The sequence below is a fragment of the Actinomadura sp. WMMA1423 genome, from assembly GCF_006547145.1.
In the GTDB taxonomy this organism is placed as follows: Bacteria; Actinomycetota; Actinomycetes; order Streptosporangiales; family Streptosporangiaceae; genus Spirillospora.
This window is the reverse complement of sequence record NZ_CP041244.1, coordinates 1,916,053-1,935,746: the sequence shown is the minus strand read 5'-3', so window position 1 is coordinate 1,935,746 and position 19,694 is coordinate 1,916,053. Positions and strand designations below refer to the sequence as shown.

Here is a 19,694-nt window from a genome sequence, read left to right as displayed (position 1 = left end):
GGCGGGCTCAGAGGCCGAGCAGCCGCAGCCCCGCCGCGACGCCCGCCGCGACGACCAGCACCACCAGGAAAGGCGCGCGCAGCAGGAGCGCGGCCACGGCCGCGCCGAGGCCCGCGAGCCGAGCGGCGTCGAACTCCAGGGCGCGGCCGTCCGCCACCGCCTGGACGGCGATCAGCGCGGTCAGCAGCGCCACCGGGACCAGCTCGGTGAACCGGCGGACCCGCGGATCGTCCAGCACCCGGCGGGGCGTGACGAGCCCGGCGAGCTTCAGCGCGTAGCAGCCGAGCCCGGTGGCGATCACCGCGATCCACACGCTCACGGCGCCGCCCTCCGGCCGAGCAGGGCGGGCAGCGCCGCGACGGCGGCCAGCATGACCGGCACGCCCGGCGGCAGCACCGGCGTCGCCGCCACCGCGATCAGCGCCGCCGCGACCGCGACGCGGACCGCCGTCCGGCCGCTGGTCAGCCGCGGCCAGAGCAGGGCCAGGAACGCCGCCGGGCCGAGGACGTCCAGGCCCACGGCGTCCGGGTCGCCGAGCCGCGCCGCGCCCGCCGCGCCCAGCAGCGTGGTGAGGTTCCAGGCCAGGTAGAGGCTGATCGCCGTCGTGTAGAACCCGGCGCGGGCCGCGTCCCGGCCGCGCTGCGCCGTCGCGACGGCGGCCGTCTCGTCGATGACGACCTGCGCGGTCACGAGCCGGCGCAGCCCGCGCACGCCGAGCGTCGAGGCGAGCCGCATCCCGTACAGGCCGTTGCGCCCGCCGAGCAGGACGGCGCCGAGGGTCCCGGCGACCAGCCCGCCCCCGCCGCCGATCACCCCCGCCAGCGCGAACTGGGACGCGCCCGTGAACGCCAGCAGGCTCAGCGCGCACGCCTGCGCGACCGTGAGCCCCGCCGTGACCGCCGCCGCGCCGAACGCCAGGCCGGAGACCCCCACGGCGATCCCGACGCCGAGCCCGGCGCGGATCGCCGCGGCCCGCGCGCCCTCGTCCGCCGCGTCCTCGCCCGGGGGGTCGTCCTCCTGGACGGCGGCGCCCTCGTTCGCGGCGACCGCGTCCTCGTCCGGGGAGGGCGGGTTCTCGTCCGGGACGTCCTCGCCGGCCGCCCGGGCGGAGCCGGGCGCGCTCATCGGCCGGACTCGGCCGCGTCCAGGCCCGCCTCGATGATCGCGTTCACGATGGGGGCGAGCCGGTCCGGGCCGAGGGACGGGGCGCGCACCGCCATGGCCTCCACGATCCGCCGCTCGCGCCCGGGGTCGCGCCCGGCGAACCCCCCGACGGGCTTGAGCCGCTGGACGGCGGCGGCGATCGCGGTGCGGTGCTCCAGCAGCGTCGCGAGCGCCGCGTCGAGGCCGTCGATCGCCTCGCGGGCCTCGGCCAGCGTGGTGACGGCGGCGGGGGAGGGCAGCTCGACGCGCAGCTCGCCGGACGGCCCGCCGGCCGGGCGGTCCGTCTCCGCGTGCGCGGCGTCGATCACCTGGTCGTGCATCTGGGGTCCCCTCTCGTGCGGCGGCCCGTCCGGACGAGGGGAGAACGCCCCGGGCCGCGCCTGATCAGCGAAAAAGGCGGGTCTCAACAGAAAAGGCAGAGTCCGTGGGGGACTCTGCCTCGGCCGGCTCCGGGGTCGTCGCTCAGGTCGCCAGGGCGACCGGCTCACCCGGAGCCGGCTGCGTAAACCTGGATCGGCGACGTTCCACGGAGGAGATCGTATGCCGAGCCGTTCCCGATGGCCAAACTCCGGACGTCCCGTCCCGGGTTTCGAGACGACCGGAAGGGGGCCGGGGGGATTGGGCGCGTCGGGGCGCGAGTGACGGGGGATGCGGGTTAGGCTCTCAGAGCCGCGTCGTTCCGGCGCCCAGCCGGCCCGACGTCTTCCCCCGGTACCGATGCCGCGACCACGTGCGGATCCCGCACGTGGGCGGTCGCATGCGACGAGCAGGAGGCGCAGCACGCATGGCCGACTCTTTCGTTCACCTGCACGTTCACACCGAGTACTCCATGCTCGACGGAGCCGCCCGGTTGAAGCAGATGTTCGAGGAGGTCGGCCGGCAGGGGATGCCGGCGATCGCGATGACCGACCACGGCAACATGCACGGCGCCTACGACTTCCACAGGCAGGCGACGGCGGCCGGCGTCACCCCGATCATCGGCATCGAGGCCTACATGGCGCCGGAGTCCCGGTTCCACAAGAAGAAGGTCCAGTGGGGCGAGCCGAGCCAGAAGCGCGACGACGTCTCCGGCGGCGGCCTCATCAACCACATGACGCTGTGGGCGCGCAACCGCGCCGGCCTGCACAACCTCTTCAAGCTCTCCAGCCGCGCCTACACCGAGGGCTTCGTCTTCAAGTACGCCCGCATGGACGAGGAGCTGCTCGCCGAGCACTCCGAGGGCCTGATGGCCACCACGGGATGCCCGTCCGGCAAGATCCAGACCCGGCTGCGGCTCGGCCAGTTCGACGAGGCGCTGAAGGCCGCCGCGAACTTCCAGGACATCCTCGGCAAGGAGAACTACTTCCTCGAGCTGATGGACCACGGCCTCGACATCGAGCGCCGCGTCCGGCAGGGCCTCATCGACATCGGCAAGAAGCTGAACATCCCGCCGGTCGTCACCAACGACTCCCACTACACCCACGAGTCCGAGGCGACCGCCCACGACGCGCTCCTGTGCGTCCAGGTGGGCAAGCAGCTCGCCGACCCCGACCGGTTCCGCTTCGACGGCAGCGGCTACTACCTCAAGACCGCCGACGAGATGCGCGCCATCGACTCCTCCGACATCTGGGCCGAGGGCTGCAGGAACACCCTGCTGATCGCCGAGCGCGTCGACCCCGCCGGGATGTTCGAGTACCGCGACCTCAGCCCCCGCTTCCCCGTCCCCGAGGGCGAGACCGAGGAGAGCTGGTTCCGCAAGGAGGTCTGGAAGGGCCTGGAGCGCCGCTTCCCGGACGGCCTCCCGGAAGGCTACAAGGAGCAGGCCGAGTACGAGATGGGCGTCATCCTCGGCAAGGGGTACCCGTCCTACTTCCTCGTCGTCGCCGACTTCATCATGTGGGCCAAGGAGAACGGCATCCTGGTCGGCCCGGGGCGCGGCAGCGCCGCGGGCTCGCTGATCGCCTACGCGATGGGCATCACCGACCTCGACCCGATCCCGCACGGGCTGATCTTCGAGCGGTTCCTGAACCCCGAGCGCGCGTCCATGCCCGACATCGACATCGACTTCCCTGAAGACCGGCGGGCCGAGGTCATCAAGTACACGACCGAGAAGTGGGGCGCCGACAAGGTCTCGTTCATCGCCACCTTCGGCACCATCAAGGCGAAGGCCGCCATCAAGGACGCCGGCCGCGTCCTCGGCTTCCCCTACGCGCTCGGCGACCGGATCTCCAAGGCGTTCCCGCCCGCCGTCATGGGCAAGGACATCCCGCTCTCGGGCATCTTCGACGACAAGCACCCGCGCTACGGCGAGGCGGGCGAGCTGCGCAAGCTGTACGAGGAAGAGACCGACGTCAAGCAGATCATGGACCTGGCGCAGGGCCTGGAGGGCCTGATCCGCCAGACCGGCGTGCACGCCGCCGGGGTCATCATGTCCGGCGAGACGATCACCGACCACATCCCGATCATGCGCCGGGACGCCGACGGGGCGATCATCACGCAGTTCGACTACCCGACCTGCGAGTCGCTCGGCCTGCTGAAGATGGACTTCCTCGGCCTGCGCAACCTGACGATCATCGACGACGCGCTCCAGGGGATCCGGAAGAACAAGGGCGTCGAGGTCGACCTGCTCGCCCTCCCGCTGGACGACCAGAAGACCTACGACCTGCTCGCCCGCGGCGACACCCTCGGCGTCTTCCAGTTCGACGGCGGCCCCATGCGCTCCCTGCTCCGCCTGATGAAGCCGGACAACTTCGAGGACATCTCCGCCGTCGGCGCCCTGTACCGGCCGGGCCCGATGGGCGCGAACTCCCACACCAACTACGCGCTCCGCAAGAACGGCCAGCAGGAGATCACCCCGATCCATCCGGAGCTGGAGGAGCCGCTCAAGGAGATCCTCGACACCACCTACGGCCTGATCGTCTACCAGGAGCAGGTCATGGCGATCGCGCAGAAGGTGGCGGGCTACACGCTCGGCAAGGCGGACCTGCTGCGCCGCGTCATGGGCAAGAAGAAGAAGGCCGAGCTGGACGCCCAGTTCGTCGGGTTCGAGCAGGGCATGATCGACAACGGCTTCTCCAAGGAGGCCGTGAAGACCCTCTGGGACATCCTCGTCCCGTTCTCCGACTACGCCTTCAACAAGGCGCACTCCGCCGCGTACGGCCTCGTCTCCTACTGGACGGCCTACCTCAAGGCGAACTACCCGGCCGAGTACATGGCGGGCGTGCTCACCTCCGTCGGCGACGACAAGGACAAGAGCGCCCTGTACCTGTCGGAGTGCCGCCGGATGGGCCTGAAGGTGCTGCCGCCCGACGTCAACACCTCCGAGGCCGACTTCACCCCGCTCGGCGACACCGAGATCCGGTTCGGGCTGTCGGCCGTCCGCAACGTCGGCACGAACGTCGTGGACGGGATCGTCGCGGCCCGCCGGGAGAAGGGCGCCTACACCGACTTCAACGACTTCCTCAGCAAGGTCCCGCCGCCGGTGTGCAACAAGCGGGTCGTGGAGTCGCTGATCAAGGCGGGCGCGTTCGACGAGCTCGGCCACCAGCGCAAGGCGCTGCTGATGGTGCACGAGCAGGCCATCGACTCGGTCATCGACATCAAGCGCAAGGAGGCCGTCGGCCAGGACTCCCTGTTCGGCGCCCTGGAGGACGACGGCGGCGAGGACGCGTTCGCCGTCGCGATCCCCGAGGCCGAGGAGTGGGACAAGACCACCCTCCTCGCCTTCGAGCGGGAGATGCTCGGCCTGTACGTGTCGGACCACCCGCTCCTCGGCGTCGAGCACATCCTCGAACGGGAGGCCGACTGCACGATCGCCGTCCTGAACGGGGGCGAGCGCCCCGACGGCCAGGTGGTCATCGTGGCGGGCCTGCTCTCCGGCCTCCAGCGCAAGGTCACCAAGCAGGGCAACTCCTGGGCCATGTTCCAGCTGGAGGACCTCGGCGGCTCCATCGAGGTGATGTGCTTCCCGTCGTCCTACCAGCTGTGCTCGACCCTCCTCGCCGAGGACGCCATCCTCGTCGTCAAGGGCCGCCTGGACCGCCGCGAGGACGTCGCGAAGATCATCGCGATGGAGGTCGTCCAGCCCGACCTCAGCGTGACCGACGCGACCGGCCCGCTCTCGGTGACGATGCCGCTCGGCCGCCTCACGCCCCCCACGGTCTCGCGCCTCAAGGAGGTGCTGATCACCCACCCCGGCACCGCCGAGGTGCACCTCCACGTCCAGAACGGCCCCCGCACCACGGTCGTCCGCCTGGACGACAGACTCCGCGTGGCCCCGTCCCCCGCCCTGATGGGCGACCTGAAACAACTCCTAGGCCCCTCCTGCCTGGGTTGAGTTTCCATTGCGTTTCTCTCCTCCTTCGGGCCTGGCGGCCCTCCATCGTCGAGAAACGCGGGCGATCGCTGGCATCGCTCCGTCTCGCCTTGCCGCTCGCTGCGCGATCAGGTTCTCGCAAGCTCGAACCTGCCTTCGGACGCGATCGCGATCCCTGGGGTCTCCGGTGGCTGGGGTGCGGGTTGCGGTCCGTGCGCCACTACCGCGGTGGGGCCTCAGGGCCTGTGACCTTGGGCAGCGCGTCGCGCTCTTGCCGGGGCCGCAGGGGATTGTCGGGTGGACGCGCCCGCCGGGTCGGGGGCAGCTCAGTGAGCACCGTGATGCGGTCTCCTAGGTTGTGGACCAAGGCCCGAAAACCCTAAGAAACCGCCATAAGCTCAGCTTTCCAGTTGACGAAGCGGCCCAGGCCGTCGAAGTGGGCCTGGGCGGTGCCGCCGCCGGGGAGGGCGACTTCGGTGAGGACGTCGCTCTGGCGGTAGGGGACGCGGTGGTGCGCGAGGAGGCCGGCGAGGGTGAGGCGGGGCTCGTGGGGGAACAGGCTCGCGGCGTTGGCCACCAGGCGGGGCAGGGGGACGGGGTCCCACTGGGCGGGCGGGGCCTGGGGGTCGTCGACGTGCAGGTAGGCGGAGCCGCCGTCGTAGCCCGCGCCGATGTACCCGGCGCCGCCGAGGACGCCGCCCGCGGCCATGGCGATCAGTTCGCCGCCGTGCCCGGCCGGGCCCTCGTACCAGGACAGGTCGATCTCGGGGGTCGTGAACTCGGTGATGCCGAGCCGTTCGCCGATGGCCCGGATGCCCAGGGTCGGGGCGACCGCGGGGTGCGCGTCGCCGAACTGGGGGTTGGCCCAGCCCCACAGCCAGGTGCGCTCGCGGGCGGCGTAGCTGCCCAGCAGCGAGACGCGGACCGTGACGCCGCCGCTGGTGTAGGTGCGGGCGGTCAGGTCGGCGCTCCAGTCCTCGCGCGGCAGGAACTCGGCGAGCGTCTCCTGCTGCTGCAGGACGACGGCCGCCAGCGCGGCGCCGAGGCGTTCGAACGCGGGGCTGAATCCGGACATGTCGGGCACATTATCCCAGTAATCGGGGCTGTCGTGGGCGGGAATCGGACACCCTTCGAGAGTCGATCGGCTGACCTGGGCAGGCTAGGCTTTCGCTGTCGGACGACTTGCAACTAGGAGCGTACGAGGTGCGGCGACCCACCGGGAGGCTCTTGGCGATCTGGGCGGTCACCAGCGCCGTCGTCACGCTGCTGGGGCCGCTCGCGGGCCTGCTGTGGGCGGCGGTCGTCCCGAAGGTGACCTATGTGGTCGTGCAGGGTGAGGCTCTGCTCGCCTCGCCGGAGGACCAGGGCCCGATCACCGTCGACGCCCGCTTCGCGTTGATCGTCCTCGTCGCCGGGATCGGCTGCGGCGCGGTCGCCTATCTGGCGGGCGGGCGCGGCAACGACTCCGCGCTGCTGCTCGGGCTGGCCGTCGGCGGCGCCGCCGGGGCCGTGCTCGCCTGGAAGACCGGGAACCTGGTCGGGCTCGGGCACTTCGAGGACGCGGTCCGGCACGGGCGCGACGGCACCACCGTCACCGGCGTCGCCGACCTGCGCGCCAAGGGCGTGCTGGTGTTCTGGGCCCTGGGGGCGGTCGCCGCCTACGGGCTGCTGGAGCTGGTCGTGCGGCGGCTACCCGCGGGCGATGAGGGCGACGCGGGCGCCGGTGAGGCGGACGAGGTCGGCGGGGACGAGTTCGATCTGGAGTCCGCGCCGGCCGGCCGAGACGTAGACGGTCGCGAGCCCTGACACCGACTCGTCCACCACGGTCGGCAGCCGCCTGCGCTGCCCGAGCGGGCTGATCCCGCCGACGACGTACCCGGTGGCGCGCTCGGCGTCGCGGGCGTCGGCCATCCGCGCCTTCTTGCCGCCGGCCGCGGCCGCGAGCGCCTTCAGGTCGAGGGTCGACGACACCGGGACGACGCCCACGGTGAGGTTCCCGTCGACCTCGGCCAGCAGCGTCTTGAAGAGCCGGTCGTGCGGGACCCCGAGGGCGTCGGCCGCCGCCTCCCCGTAGGACTCGGCGTTCGGGTCCACCTCGTAGGCGTGCAGGGTGAACTCGACGCCGGCCTTCGCGGCGGCGACGGTCGCGGGGGTGCCCCTGCCGCCCTTGCCCTTGGCAGTGCTCATGGGGGCAGTCTGCCGCGGCCGCTCAGTTCGGTGTGAACGACCCGTCGAGGAACTGCCCGGCGGGGATCATCGGGAGCACGCCCAGGATGCGGTTCTCCCTGGCCAGCAGGTCGCGCTCGGCCGCCAGCCGCAGCGCCGCGTCCTCGCACTCCAGCAGGCGCTGCTTCTCGTGGACGTCCAGGACGAGCGACGCCGCGATCGCGTGCGACAGGGCGACGGGGTCCTGCGGCGGCTCGGCCTCCGCCGGCCCGCCCGCGACGATCGCACCGCCCGCCCCGGCCGCGCCGAGGCGGTGCCGGTAGCGACGGAACAGCCGCCGGACCCGCGCCGCGAGGGGGCCCGCGCCGGCGCCGGACTCCTCGGACAGGAACTCGACCTCGCCCCGAAGGTAGGGCCGGGACCGGTCGAGCTCCTTCACCCGGAAGCGCCGCGCCCCGACGGCGACGATGTCGTACCGCCCGTCCGGATGCGGTCTCACCTCGCGGAGCTCGGCGACGCAGCCGACCTCGGCGAGGCGGTGCGCCGCCCCCTCGCCGACCTCGTGCCCGAGCTCGATGGCGACGACGCCGAAGGCGCGGGGCTCGGGCCGTTCGAGCAGGTCGCCGACCAGCCGGCGGTAGCGGTCCTCGAACAGGCGCAGGGGGAGCACCTGGCCGGGGAACAGCACGGTGCCCAGGGGGAACAGGGCGAGCCGCTCGGTCACATCTTCTCTCCCGCGCTCCTGGGCGCCACCGAGGCGCCCTCGCCGCAAGGGTACGTCGATAATGATGATCTTGATAAGCGGTGTTCCCTCCCGCCGTGAGGCCTTGAGCCGCGGGGGCCGCGGCCCGGCGAGCCAATCCGGTGGATTGGCTCTGGTACCGCCGATCAGGCGCCTTGTAGCGTCCGGTCCCATGAGGATCTTGGTCGTGGACGCCTTCGCCGCCAGCCCTTTCTCCGGCAATCCCGCCGGGGTCTGCCTGCTCGAGGAGCCGGTCCCGCCGGAATGGATGCAGCGGGTCGCGACGGAGATGAGGCACTCCGAGACCGCGTTCGTCCGGCCGCTCGGCTCCGAGAATCCCGGGGCCGACTTCGAACTGCGGTGGTTCACGCCGAAGGTCGAGGTCGCGCTGTGCGGGCACGCCACCCTGGCGAGCGCCCATGCCCTCTACGAGGCGGGCGCGGTCGCTCCCGACCGTCCGATCCGGTTCCAGACCCTCAGGAGCGGGGTCCTGACCGTCACCAGGGACTCGGGAGGCGGGCTGTCCATGGACTTCCCCGCCCAGCCCGCCGAGCCCGCCGAGCCCCCGGAGGAGCTCGCCGAGGCGCTCGGCGCCAGGATCGCCGGAGCCGGGAAGAACGCGCAGAACGACTGGCTCGTGGAGGTGGACGGCGAATCCGTCGTCCGCGGCCTCACCCCCGACATCGCGGCGCTCGGGCGGATCGACGCGCGAGGGGTGATCGTGACGGCCGAGGGCGCCCCGGACGGGCGGCACGACTTCGTGTCCCGCTTCTTCGGCGCCCGGACGCTGGAGGGCGACGGGGAGGACCCGGTGACCGGCTCGGCGCACTGCGCCCTCGCGCCGTTCTGGGCCGCCCGCCTGGGCCGGAACGAGCTGCTCGGCTACCAGGCGTCCGCGCGCGGCGGGTATGTCCGGGTCGTCCTGCGGGGGGATCGGGTGGTCCTGTCCGGAACGGCCGTGACCGTCCTCGACGGGGCCCTGCGGATCGCGCCGTGACATGCGTCTCGGCACGTGAGACGGTGCGCGAGGGGGCGGAGGCACTCCGTAGACTGGGCGGGTGATTTCCCGTATCGACCTGCGCGGCTCGCTTCCCGGCGACCTGCGCTCCGTGCTGCCCCGCGCCGACTTCGACGTCGAGGCCGCCCTGGACAAGGTGCGGCCCATCTGCGAGGACGTGCGCCATCGGGGCTCGGCGGCGGTACGGGAGCTCACCAGCCGGTTCGACGGCGTCGAGCTGGAGCGCGTCCGCGTCCCGGTCGAGGCCGTGCACCGGGCGCTCGCCGGTCTCGACCCCGCCGTCCGCGACGCCCTGGAGGAGAGCATCCGGCGCGCCCGGGCGGTGCACCGGGCCCAGCGCCGCGCCGACGTCACCACGCAGGTCGTTCCCGGCGGCACCGTCACCGAGCGGTGGATCCCGGTCGGGCGCGTCGGCCTGTACGTGCCGGGCGGCCGCGCCGTCTACCCGTCCAGCGTGGTCATGAACGTCGTGCCCGCGCAGGAGGCGGGCGTCGGCTCCCTCGCCGTCACCTCGCCTGCGCAGAAGGAGTTCGGCGGGCTGCCGCACCCGACGATCCTCGCCGCGTGCGCGCTGCTCGGCGTCGACGAGGTGTACGCGGCGGGCGGCGCGCAGGCGATCGCCATGTTCGCCTACGGCACCGACGAGTGCCCCCGCGCCGACCTCGTGACCGGGCCCGGCAACGTCTACGTCGCCGCCGCGAAGAGGCTGCTCAAGGGCGTGATCGGCATCGACGCCGAGGCGGGCCCGACGGAGATCGCGATCCTCGCCGACGGCACCGCCGACCCGGTGGAGGTCGCCGCCGACCTGATCAGCCAGGCCGAGCACGACACGCTCGCCGCCGCCGTGCTGGTCACCGACTCGGTGCGGCTCGCCGACGAGGTCGAGGCCGAGCTGAAGGCGCAGGTCGCCCGGACCAGGCACGTCGAGCGGATCACCGAGGCGCTGGCCGGGCGGCAGTCCGGCATCGTCCTGGTCGACGGCGTCGACGACGGCCTGAGGGTCGTGGACGCCTACGCCGCCGAGCACCTGGAGATCCACACCGCCGACGCCGCCGCGGTCGCCGCCCGGGTGCGCAACGCCGGGGCGATCTTCGTGGGACGGCACGCGCCGGTGTCGCTCGGCGACTACCTCGCCGGGTCCAACCACGTCCTGCCGACCGGCGGGTGCGCCTGCCACTCCTCCGGCCTGTCGGTCCAGTCCTTCCTGCGCGGCGTCCACGTCGTCGAGTACGACCGCGACGCCCTCGCCGGCGCCACCGCGCGCGTCGTCGCGCTCGCCGAGGCCGAGGACCTGCCCGCCCACGGCGCCGCGCTCAAGGCCCGCTTCGACTGGGGGATCCCTTCGTGACCTCGCTCAACGACCTGCCGCTGCGGGACGACCTGCGCGGCCGGGAGCCCTATGGCGCGCCGCAGCTGGCCGTCCCGTACGCGCTGAACACCAACGAGAACCCCTACCCGCCGTCCGAGGCCCTCGTGAAGGCCCTCGGCGAGGCCGTCATGGACGTCGCCGGGTCGCTGAACCGCTACCCCGACCGCGACGCGGTCGCGCTCCGCGAGGACCTCGCCGCCTTCCTGGACACCGACACGCCCGGCGTGGGGCTGACCGGCGCCCGGGTGTGGGCCGCGAACGGCTCCAACGAGATCATCCAGCAGATCCTGCAGGCGTTCGGCGGGGCGGGCCGCACCGCGCTCGGCTTCGAGCCGTCCTACTCGATGCACCCGATCATCACCGCGGTGTCGGGGACCCGCTGGGTGGACGCCTCCCGCGACGAGGACTTCGGCCTCGAACCCGAGCGCGCCGTCGCGGCCGTCGAGGAGCACCGGCCCGACATCGTGTTCCTCACCTCGCCCAACAATCCGACCGGCACGGCGCTGCCCCTCGCCGCGATCGAGGCCGTCCTCGCCGCCGCGCCCGGCATGGTCGTCGTCGACGAGGCCTACGCCGAGTTCCGCCGGGCGGGCACCCCGTCCGCGCTGACGCTGCTGGACGGCCACCCGCGCCTGATCGTCACCCGGACGATGTCCAAGGCGTTCGCGATGGCCGGGACCCGGCTCGGCTACCTGGCCGCCGATCCCGCGGTGATCGACGCGCTGCTCCTCGTCCGGCTGCCCTACCACCTGTCGGCCGTCACCCAGGCCGTCGCGCGCACCGCCCTCGCCCACGGCGAGGAGCTGCTCGGCGGCGTCGAGGCCCTGCGCCGCGAGCGCGACGACCTCGTGGCCTGGCTGCGCGCCGAGGGGCTCAGGGTCGCCGACTCCGACGCCAACTTCGTCCTGTTCGGGACGTTCCCGGACCGCCGCCGGGTCTGGGAGGGCCTGCTCGAACGCGGCGTGCTGATCCGGGAGGTGGGGCCGCCCGAGTGGCTGCGGGTCAGCGTCGGCACCCCCGCGGAGATGGCCGCCTTCCGCACCGCGCTCCGGCAGGCGCGAGCGGCCGCCCCCGCCGACGGCGGCCCCGGAAACAGTGACGCCAACACCCGCAACACCGGAAACAGCGACGCCGGGAACAGTGAGGAGAGTCTGTGACGCGCAAGGGACGAGTCGAGCGCGGGACCAAGGAGACCCAGGTCCTCGTCGAGATCGACCTCGACGGCACCGGGCAGGTCGACGTCGCGACCGGCGTGGGGTTCTTCGACCACATGCTGGCGCAGCTCGGCAAGCACGGGTCGTTCGACCTGACCGTCAAGACCACCGGCGACCTGCACATCGACAGCCACCACACCATCGAGGACACCGCGATCGCGCTCGGCGCGGCGTTCCGCGAGGCGCTCGGCGACAAGGCCGGGATCCGCCGCTTCGCCGACGCCTCCATCCCGCTCGACGAGGCGCTCGCCCAGGTCACCGTGGACGTCTCCGGGCGCCCCTACCTCGTGCACGTGGAGCCGGACGGCATGGCGCCGATGATCGGCCCCGAGTACGACACCACGATGACCCGGCACATCCTCGAGTCGTTCGTGTCGAACGCGCAGGTCGCCCTGCACGTCCACGTCCCCTACGGGCGCAACGCCCACCACATCGTCGAGGCGCAGTTCAAGGCGCTCGCCCGCGCCCTGCGCGACGCCGTGGCGTTCGACCCGAAGGTGCACGGCATCCCCTCGACCAAGGGGGCCCTGTAGCCGTGGAGATCGGTGGCCTGCACCTCACCTACGGCACCGTCGCGATCTTCGCGGTCGCGGTGTTCCTGCTGGCCGGCGTGTACAGCTTCGTGAAGCAGGGCCTCAAGGTCGCCGCGCTGCTCCTGCTGGTGCTGGCCGGGCTGGCGTTCGCCGGGGGAGTGATGTGGTCGTGAAGAAGATCGTCATCCTGGACTACGGGTCGGGGAACCTGCGCTCGGCCGAGCGGGCCGTCGCCCGCGCCGGCGCGGAGGTGACCGTCACCGCCGACCGGGACGCCGCGCTCGCCGCCGACGGCCTGGTCGTCCCCGGCGTCGGCGCGTTCGCCGCCTGCATGGCGGGTCTGCGCTCGGTGCACGGCGACCAGATCATCGGACGCCGCCTCGCGGGCGGGCGCCCCGTCCTCGGCATCTGCGTCGGCATGCAGATCCTGTTCTCCAAGGGCATCGAGCACGGCGTCACCACCGAGGGCTGCGACGAGTGGCCCGGCACGGTCGACCGCCTGAACGCCCCGGTCGTCCCGCACATGGGCTGGAACACCGTCGACGCCCCCGAAGGCTCCGCGCTCTTCGAGGGGCTGCGCGGCGAGCGGTTCTACTTCGTCCACTCCTACGCGGCCCGCAGCTGGGACCTGGAGTCCGACCCGTCCGGCACCATCCCGGCGCCGCTGGTCACCTGGGCCGAGCACGGCGACCGCTTCGTCGCCGCCGTCGAGAACGGCCCGCTGTGCGCCACCCAGTTCCACCCGGAGAAGTCCGGCGACGCCGGCGCGCAGCTGCTGCGCAACTGGCTCGCCACCCTGGCCTGAGCATCCGTCCCGTCCGAGCATCCGTCCCCACCGCCTCGATAGGGTTTCCGCATGACTTTGACGCTCCTTCCCGCCGTCGACGTCGCCGACGGCCGGGCCGTCCGGCTGGTGCAGGGCGAGGCCGGCACCGAGACCTCCTACGGCGCGCCGCTGGAGGCGGCCCTCGCCTGGCAGGAGGCGGGCGCGGAGTGGATCCATCTGGTGGACCTCGACGCGGCGTTCGGACGCGGGTCCAACCGGGAGCTGCTCGCCGAGGTGACCGGGAAGCTGGACGTGAAGGTGGAGCTGTCGGGCGGCATCCGCGACGACGCGTCGCTGGAGGCGGCCCTCGCCACCGGGTGCGCCCGCGTGAACATCGGCACCGCCGCCCTGGAGGACCCGGCCTGGTGCCGCAAGATCATCGCCTCGCACGGCGAGCGGATCGCGGTCGGGCTGGACGTGCGGGGCACCACGCTGGCCGCGCGCGGGTGGACGCGCGAGGGCGGCGACCTGTGGGAGGTCCTCGCGCGCCTGGAGGACGACGGCTGCCCCCGGTACGTGGTCACCGACGTCACCAAGGACGGGACGCTCCGCGGCCCCAACACCGGCCTGCTGCGCGAGGTCTGCTCGCGGACCGACAAGCCCGTCATCGCCTCCGGCGGCGTCTCGTCGCTGGACGACCTGCGCGCGCTGGCCGGGCTCGTCCCGGCCGGCGTGGAGGGCGCGATCGTCGGCAAGGCGCTGTACGCGGAGGCGTTCACGCTCCAGGAGGCCCTGGAGGCCGTGAAGTGACCGTCGCCGTGCGGGTGATCCCCTGCCTGGACGTCGACGCCGGGCGCGTGGTCAAGGGCGTCAACTTCCAGAACCTGCGGGACGCGGGCGACCCCGTCGAGCTGGCCCGCCGCTACGACGCCGAGGGTGCCGACGAGCTGACGTTCCTCGACATCACCGCCTCCAGCGCCGACCGCTCCACGACCTACGACGTGGTGCGGCGCACCGCCGAGCAGGTGTTCATACCGCTGACGGTCGGGGGCGGCGTCCGCACCGTCGAGGACGTCGACCGGCTGCTGCGCGCGGGCGCCGACAAGGTCTCGATCAACACCGCGGCGATCGCGCGGCCGGAGTTCCTGCGCGAGGCCGCGCACCGGTTCGGCTCGCAGTGCGTCGTCCTGTCGGTGGACGCCCGGCGCGCCGCGGGCACCCCCTCCGGCTTCGAGGTCACCACGCACGGCGGCCGCAAGGGGACGGGCATCGACGCGATCGAGTGGGCCCGCCGCGGCGCGGAGCTCGGCGTCGGGGAGATCCTGCTGAACTCGATGGACGCCGACGGCACCAAGGCCGGGTTCGACCTGGAGATGCTGCGCCGCGTCCGGGAGGCCGTCACCGTCCCGGTGATCGCCAGCGGCGGCGCGGGCGCGGTCGAGCACTTCGCCCCGGCCGTGCTGGCGGGCGCGGACGCCGTCCTCGCCGCCAGCGTCTTCCACTTCGGGGAGATGACGATCTCCGATGTCAAGGCCGCGCTGCGCGAGGCCGGCACGCCCGTTCGCTGAAAGGCGACAATCCCCCCGCAGGACGGAAACACCAGCATGACCATCGCTTTCGCGACCTGTTCCCTGCTCCCCGATGGAAGTGACGACGTCCAGGACCTGATCCGGGCCCTCGCCGACGAGGGCGCGGACGCCGAGCCCGTCGTCTGGGACGCCGGCGCCGACTGGGCCCGGTACGAACTGGTCGTCATCCGCTCCACCTGGGACTACACCGACAGGCGGGACGCGTTCGTGGCGTGGGCGGAGAGCCTGCCGCGCGTCCTCAACCCCGCCGCGATCATCCGGTGGAACACCGACAAGCGCTACCTGCGCGACCTCGCCGGCGCGGGCGTCCCCGTCGTCCCGACCCTGTGGGACCCGGACGACATCCCGTCCGAATGGCCCGAGTACGTCATCAAGCCGGCCGTCTCGATCGGGGCGGGCGACACGGCCCGCTGGGGGCCGGGCGAGGAGGACGCCGCCCGCGCCCACCTGCGCTCGCTCCGCGAGGCCGGCCGGACGGTGATGGTCCAGCCGTACCTGTCCGCGGTCGACACGGCCGGCGAGACGGCGCTGGTCTTCTGCGGCGGCGAGTACAGCCACGCGGGCCGCAAGGCGCAGATCCTCACCGCCGGAGCGGGTGTCCAGGGCTGGGTCCGGGACGACCCGACGCGCGGTCAGGTGACCCCGTCCACGGCGACCGGGGCGGAACTGGAGGTGGCGGGCCGCGCCCTTGCGGCCGTCCCGCAGGGCGAGGACCTCCTCTACGCCCGCGTCGACCTGATCCCCGGCCCGGACGGCGCCCCGATGCTCATCGAACTGGAACTGACCGAACCCGCCCTCTACCTCCGCGACGCGCCCGGCAGCGCGGAGAGGTTCGCCAAGGCGATCGTCTCCCGGCTGGCCTGAGCCTCCCGGGACGGCGCTAGGTGGCCTCCTCGTCGGGTGCGGGGGCGGCGGCCTCGGGGGAGCGCTCGGCGACCGGGAGGATGATCGCGGACGGGCGGCCGGGGTCGTGGAAGACCTCCTGCCGGGCGGTGACCATCCTCGTCGCGGCGGTGGCGATGGGCTCGCCGGTGCCGGGGTTGACGGCGACCTTGGGGTGGGCGCCGCTGGTGACGTGGACGCGGACGCTGTGTCCGCGCTGGAACCGGTGGCCGGCCGGCCACAGGTCGACGACGAGGCGCAGCACCCCGTCGGTGCCGACGGGGACCGCCGAGGCCGCGGGCAGGCGCAGGCCGCCCTCGCAGACGTTGCGGGACGTCCCGTCCGGGGAGACGTCGCAGAGCCGGACGACGAAGTCGGTGTGCTCGCGGTCGGAGCGGACGAACAGGTCGGCGCCGACCGGGCCGATGACGTCCAGGTCGTCGGCGAGCGGCGGCGAGGTGAACACCAGCACGTCCGGGCGCCGCTCCAGCGGGCGGTTGTCGACCGGGCGGGAACTGCCGAGCAGGGTGGGCCCGCCGAGCGCGGGCGTCGGGCGGGCCGGGTCGAAGCGGTACTTGCTGGGCCGGGCCTCGCGCGGGCCGTCCTCGCCGAGGCCGCCGCCCGCGTGCAGGTGCCAGCGCGTCTGCCGCATGCCCGGCGGGGGCCAGTCGCGGTAGTGCCGCCATTCGCGGGCGCCGGTGACGTAGACGCGGACGGGGTCGCGCCGCAGCCCGGAAGGGTCGCCCTGGAGGTGGGCGCGGAACCAGGCGAGCGACTCGCGGATCGCGGGCAGGCCGTGGCGCGCGTCGGTGTGCCACCAGGGGCCGATCGTGAGGTACGGGGTGCGCCCGGCGGCGCGCAGCGCCAGGTAGTCCTTGATCATCCAGGGCAGGAACACGTCGTACCAGCCGCCGAGGAGGGTGGCGGGCGCCGCGACCTGGCCGACGGTGCCGCTGAAGTCGCGGCTGTCCCAGTAGCCGTTCGCGGCCCCGTGGCCCTCGAGCAGGTCCTGGTAGAAGCGCATGGGCTCGCCCCCGGCCAGCACGTCGAGTTCGGGGAGCGGCCGGCCGGAGCGGGCGGCGCGCTGGACGCGGCGCCGCGACATCAGCGGCGCGGTCAGCATGCCGAGCCGCCGCTGCTGCCGGTGGGTGAGATCGGTCCAGGTGAGGGTGGACTCCAGGGCGAACGACCCGCCGACGTAGGCGGCGTCCCGGAACGTGGACGCGGTGATCTGCAGCGACATCGCCTTCAGTTCGGGCCCGGCCTCGGCCGCGATCGCCCACGCCGCGTAGCCGAGGTAGCTCGGCCCGAACGTGGCGAACGAGCCGTGGAACCAGGGCTGCCGCTTCAGCCACTCGACGGTGGCGAGCCCGTCGGCGCGCTCGCTGCCGAGGGGGTCGAACTCCCCGCCGGACCCGGAGGTCCCGCGCGCGCTCTGCACGACCAGCTGGAACCCGAACGGGACGAAGACCAGGCCGTTGGCGAGGGCGGCCGGTCCCCGCCGCCCGTAGGGGGTCCGCACGAGGATCGTGGGCGGGTTCTTGACCCCGACGGGGACGTACCGGTCGGCGAGGAGCGTGACCCCGTCCGGCATGGCCACCGGCAGGTCGCGGTGGACGATGTAGGGGGCCAGCCCACCCGGCCAGGGCAGTCCGCTTGGCCAGGACAGCCCGCCGGGCCGCGGCAGGCCTCCGGGCCACGGCAGTCCCCGGGGCAGCCTGATCGACGGCACGGGCAGTCGGTCCCAAGGCGCCATCGCTGTCTCCGAACGGCTGTCTCCGAACGCTCTTCGCTACTCCTTAGTAAGGTACCCACCCGGGCCGGGGCCTGCAGCTTCAGGCCCCGGTGAGCAGGTTCCACGGGTCCGGAGCGGCGCTGAGCGCGGCGCCGAGGTCGTCGGCCCAGGCGGTCTCGTTCCCGTACTCCTCGCGCCACGACCACAGCCGCAGCGTGACCAGGCGCAGGGGGTGCTCCTCGGTGGCGCCGAGCGCGCCGTGCACCTGGTGGGCGATCTCCGCCACCCGGCCCGCGGCCCGCGACGCGTTGGCCTTGGCCGCGGCCACCGCGACCGGATCGCCGGGGGCGCCGACGGCCGCGCGCACCGCGACGTCCGCGACGGTCGCCTCCCCGGCCAGCTCCGCCAGCATCTGCCGGACGGCCTGGAACCGCCCGATCGGCCGCCCGAACTGCTCCCGTTCGCCCGCGTACCGGACCGACAGGTCCAGCGCCCGGGCCATCGCGCCCGTCAGCTGGACCGCCCGCGCCAGCGCGCCCCGCCGCCGCAGCTCGGCCGCGTCCACCCCGCACGGCGCCGCGGCCCGCACCGGGGCGGCGGACAGGACGACGTCGTCGCGCGGCTCGCCCGCCACGTTGGCGCCCTCGCTGATCCGCGCGTGCGCGGGGTCGACGGCGGCGACGAGACCGCCCCCCAGCACCACCAGGGACCGCGCCGAGCGCGCCCAGGGGACCCGGAGGAACGTCCCGCTCAGGGTGAGGCCGCCGCGGGCCGCGACGGCCTCGACCTCGCCGGACACGGCGGTGAGCGCGCCGGGGGCCGCCCGCAGCCCGGCGTCGGCGAGGAGCCCCCCGGCCAGCAGGGTCTCGGCCAGCGGCACGCTCGCGGCGCGGTACCCGGCCGCGCGCAGGACGGCGGCGGCGTCGGGGAGGCCCCCGCCGCTGCCGCCCGCCTCCTCCGGCACCCCGACCAGCGTCAGGCCCGCCTCCTCAAGCGCCCGCCAAGGGTCTCCGGCGCCGGCGAGGATCTCGTCCGCGGTCTCTTCCAGAAGCCCCATCAGCGCACTCCCAGGCCCCGGGCGACGATGCCACGCAGGATCTCGTTGGTGCCGCCCCGCAGCGTGAACCCGGGCGCCTGGACGACCGACTCCGCCAGCGCGCGGGCCAGCGGGTCGGGGGAGCCGGGGTCCGGTTCCACGCCCGCGTGCTCGCGCGCCGCCTCGATGACCTCGCGCTCGAACCGCGTCCCGAGGTCCTTGACGAGGGCCGCGGCCAGCTCGGGCGTCTCGCCCCGGGCGAGCGCTCCCGCGACGGCCAGCGACGCCTGCCGCAGGGCCCACAGCCGGGCGGTCAGCCCGCCGAGCGCCCGCCGCGCCCCGGGATCCGCGGCGCGGCCGCTCAGGAGACGGATCAGCAGGAAGGTGCTGAGCAGCCGCTCAGGGCCGCTGCGCTCGTAGGCCAGCTCGGCGGTGACCTGCCGCCAGCCGTCCCCGGGACGGCCGAGGACGAGCCCGTCCGGCACGAACACGCCGTCGAGCGCGACCTCGTTGAAGTGGTGCCCGCCGGACAGCCCCCGGATCGGCCTGATCGCCACGCGGTCGTCGGGCAGGGGCACGATGAACTGGGTGAGGCCCGCGTGCCGGTCCTGCGAGCGGGGCGCGCTCCGGGCCAGCACGAGGATCGCGTGCGCGAGGTGGGCGCCGCTCGTCCACACCTTGGTGCCGTGCAGCCGCCACCCGTCCGCCTCGCGCTCGGCGCGGGTCCGGACCGAGGCCAGGTCGGAGCCGGAGTCGGGCTCGCTCATCCCGATCGCGAAGAAGCACTCGCCGCGCGCGATCGCCGGCAGGAACCGCCTCTTCTGCTCCTCGGTGCCGTGGGCGAGGATGGACGGGCCGGTCTGCCGGTCGGCGATCCAGTGCGCCCCCACCGGGGCCCCGGCGGCCAGCAGCTCCTCGATCACCACGAACCGCTCCAGCGGTGAGCGGCCGTGGCCTCCGTAGCGCTCCGGGAGCGTCATGCCGAGCCAGCCGCGCTCGCCCAGCAGGCGGCTGAAGGCGGGGTCGGCGCCGGTGAGCCAGCTGTCGCAGCGGGCCGTGAAGGGCGTCTCGGCCAGGAACTCCCGCACCCGGGCCCGCAGCCCGGCGGTCCCGGGCGGGAGCGTCCCGGGGGTCAGGCCGGGCAGTGCCGCCACATGCACCTCCTCTGTCCAGGGGGACGTTACAG

Annotated in this window: 20 protein-coding genes; 11 read left to right on the top strand and 9 right to left on the bottom strand. The window is 73.7% G+C overall.

Annotation, left to right across the window (positions count from 1 at the left end):
* Nucleotides 1-7: 7 nt before the first annotated feature.
* From FKD65_RS08950 to FKD65_RS08940, 3 genes are all read right to left on the bottom strand, one after another.
* Nucleotides 8-319 carry an AzlD domain-containing protein gene (locus FKD65_RS08950; protein ID WP_141577017.1) on the bottom strand — a complete coding sequence of 104 codons (312 nt, stop codon included), beginning with the start codon at nucleotides 317-319 and terminating at the stop codon, nucleotides 8-10.
* On the bottom strand, nucleotides 316-963 hold the full coding sequence (locus FKD65_RS08945; protein WP_141586624.1) for an AzlC family ABC transporter permease: 648 nt from the start codon (nucleotides 961-963) through the stop codon (nucleotides 316-318). The genes FKD65_RS08950 and FKD65_RS08945 overlap by 4 nt, the downstream gene beginning before the upstream one ends.
* A 158-nt stretch (nucleotides 964-1,121) precedes the next feature.
* On the bottom strand, nucleotides 1,122-1,484 hold the full coding sequence (locus FKD65_RS08940; RefSeq protein ID WP_141577016.1) for a chorismate mutase: 363 nt from the start codon (nucleotides 1,482-1,484) through the stop codon (nucleotides 1,122-1,124).
* A 464-nt stretch (nucleotides 1,485-1,948) separates the two neighbouring features.
* Between FKD65_RS08940 and dnaE the strand changes: the two genes are divergently transcribed.
* The gene (dnaE, locus tag FKD65_RS08935) at nucleotides 1,949-5,479 is read left to right on the top strand and encodes a DNA polymerase III subunit alpha (RefSeq protein ID WP_141577015.1); all 3,531 of its coding nucleotides are present in this window, start codon (nucleotides 1,949-1,951) and stop codon (nucleotides 5,477-5,479) included.
* A gap of 358 nt (nucleotides 5,480-5,837) precedes the next feature.
* Here dnaE and FKD65_RS08930 read toward each other — a convergent pair whose 3' ends face one another.
* A complete protein-coding gene (locus FKD65_RS08930; RefSeq protein ID WP_141577014.1) occupies nucleotides 5,838-6,533 on the bottom strand; it encodes a DUF6882 domain-containing protein in 696 nt (231 codons plus the stop codon).
* A gap of 128 nt (nucleotides 6,534-6,661) precedes the next feature.
* Here FKD65_RS08930 and FKD65_RS08925 point away from each other — a divergent pair, with 128 nt between their 5' ends.
* Complete coding sequence (locus tag FKD65_RS08925) at nucleotides 6,662-7,264, top strand: hypothetical protein (RefSeq protein ID WP_240810040.1); 603 nt, start codon at nucleotides 6,662-6,664, stop codon at nucleotides 7,262-7,264.
* On the opposite strand, the gene ybaK is transcribed toward FKD65_RS08925, so the two are convergent.
* Nucleotides 7,148-7,645 carry a Cys-tRNA(Pro) deacylase gene (ybaK, locus tag FKD65_RS08920; protein WP_141577013.1) on the bottom strand — a complete coding sequence of 166 codons (498 nt, stop codon included), beginning with the start codon at nucleotides 7,643-7,645 and terminating at the stop codon, nucleotides 7,148-7,150. The two genes, FKD65_RS08925 and ybaK, sit on opposite strands and share 117 nt — an antisense overlap.
* A gap of 22 nt (nucleotides 7,646-7,667) precedes the next feature.
* Nucleotides 7,668-8,348 (bottom strand): LON peptidase substrate-binding domain-containing protein, encoded by a 681-nt coding sequence (locus FKD65_RS08915; protein ID WP_141577012.1) that lies wholly within the window; start codon nucleotides 8,346-8,348, stop codon nucleotides 7,668-7,670.
* Between the two features lie 190 nt (nucleotides 8,349-8,538).
* On the opposite strand from FKD65_RS08915, the gene FKD65_RS08910 reads away from it, so the two are divergent.
* From FKD65_RS08910 to FKD65_RS08875, 9 genes are all read left to right on the top strand, one after another.
* Nucleotides 8,539-9,363, top strand: coding sequence for a PhzF family phenazine biosynthesis protein (locus FKD65_RS08910; RefSeq protein WP_141577011.1), 825 nt, complete (start codon nucleotides 8,539-8,541; stop codon nucleotides 9,361-9,363).
* A gap of 61 nt (nucleotides 9,364-9,424) precedes the next feature.
* Nucleotides 9,425-10,732 carry a histidinol dehydrogenase gene (gene hisD, locus FKD65_RS08905; protein WP_141577010.1) on the top strand — a complete coding sequence of 436 codons (1,308 nt, stop codon included), beginning with the start codon at nucleotides 9,425-9,427 and terminating at the stop codon, nucleotides 10,730-10,732.
* Entirely contained in the window at nucleotides 10,729-11,910 is a 1,182-nt protein-coding gene (locus FKD65_RS08900) for a histidinol-phosphate transaminase (RefSeq protein ID WP_141577009.1), read from the top strand. The genes hisD and FKD65_RS08900 overlap by 4 nt, the downstream gene beginning before the upstream one ends.
* Entirely contained in the window at nucleotides 11,907-12,500 is a 594-nt protein-coding gene (gene hisB / locus FKD65_RS08895; RefSeq protein ID WP_141577008.1) for an imidazoleglycerol-phosphate dehydratase HisB, read from the top strand. The genes FKD65_RS08900 and hisB overlap by 4 nt, the downstream gene beginning before the upstream one ends.
* Before the next feature lie 2 nt (nucleotides 12,501-12,502).
* Entirely contained in the window at nucleotides 12,503-12,673 is a 171-nt protein-coding gene (locus FKD65_RS44100; protein WP_168220991.1) for a hypothetical protein, read from the top strand.
* Nucleotides 12,664-13,305 carry an imidazole glycerol phosphate synthase subunit HisH gene (gene hisH / locus FKD65_RS08890; RefSeq protein ID WP_141577007.1) on the top strand — a complete coding sequence of 214 codons (642 nt, stop codon included), beginning with the start codon at nucleotides 12,664-12,666 and terminating at the stop codon, nucleotides 13,303-13,305. The genes FKD65_RS44100 and hisH overlap by 10 nt, the downstream gene beginning before the upstream one ends.
* A 51-nt stretch (nucleotides 13,306-13,356) precedes the next feature.
* Nucleotides 13,357-14,076, top strand: a complete 720-nt coding sequence (gene priA / locus FKD65_RS08885; protein WP_141577006.1) for a bifunctional 1-(5-phosphoribosyl)-5-((5-phosphoribosylamino)methylideneamino)imidazole-4-carboxamide isomerase/phosphoribosylanthranilate isomerase PriA — start codon at nucleotides 13,357-13,359, stop codon at nucleotides 14,074-14,076.
* Nucleotides 14,073-14,834, top strand: a complete 762-nt coding sequence (gene hisF / locus FKD65_RS08880) for an imidazole glycerol phosphate synthase subunit HisF (RefSeq protein WP_141577005.1) — start codon at nucleotides 14,073-14,075, stop codon at nucleotides 14,832-14,834. The genes priA and hisF overlap by 4 nt, the downstream gene beginning before the upstream one ends.
* Before the next feature lie 36 nt (nucleotides 14,835-14,870).
* On the top strand, nucleotides 14,871-15,719 hold the full coding sequence (locus tag FKD65_RS08875) for a RimK family alpha-L-glutamate ligase (protein WP_141577004.1): 849 nt from the start codon (nucleotides 14,871-14,873) through the stop codon (nucleotides 15,717-15,719).
* Between the two features lie 16 nt (nucleotides 15,720-15,735).
* Here FKD65_RS08875 and FKD65_RS08870 read toward each other — a convergent pair whose 3' ends face one another.
* From FKD65_RS08870 to FKD65_RS08860, 3 genes are all read right to left on the bottom strand, one after another.
* Nucleotides 15,736-17,493 carry a CocE/NonD family hydrolase gene (locus FKD65_RS08870; RefSeq protein WP_205718610.1) on the bottom strand — a complete coding sequence of 586 codons (1,758 nt, stop codon included), beginning with the start codon at nucleotides 17,491-17,493 and terminating at the stop codon, nucleotides 15,736-15,738.
* A gap of 79 nt (nucleotides 17,494-17,572) precedes the next feature.
* Nucleotides 17,573-18,529, bottom strand: a complete 957-nt coding sequence (locus FKD65_RS08865; protein ID WP_141577003.1) for an acyl-CoA dehydrogenase family protein — start codon at nucleotides 18,527-18,529, stop codon at nucleotides 17,573-17,575.
* The gene (locus FKD65_RS08860; protein ID WP_141577002.1) at nucleotides 18,529-19,662 is read right to left on the bottom strand and encodes an acyl-CoA dehydrogenase family protein; all 1,134 of its coding nucleotides are present in this window, start codon (nucleotides 19,660-19,662) and stop codon (nucleotides 18,529-18,531) included. Before FKD65_RS08860 ends, FKD65_RS08865 begins: the two co-directional genes overlap by 1 nt.
* Nucleotides 19,663-19,694 lie beyond the last annotated feature (32 nt).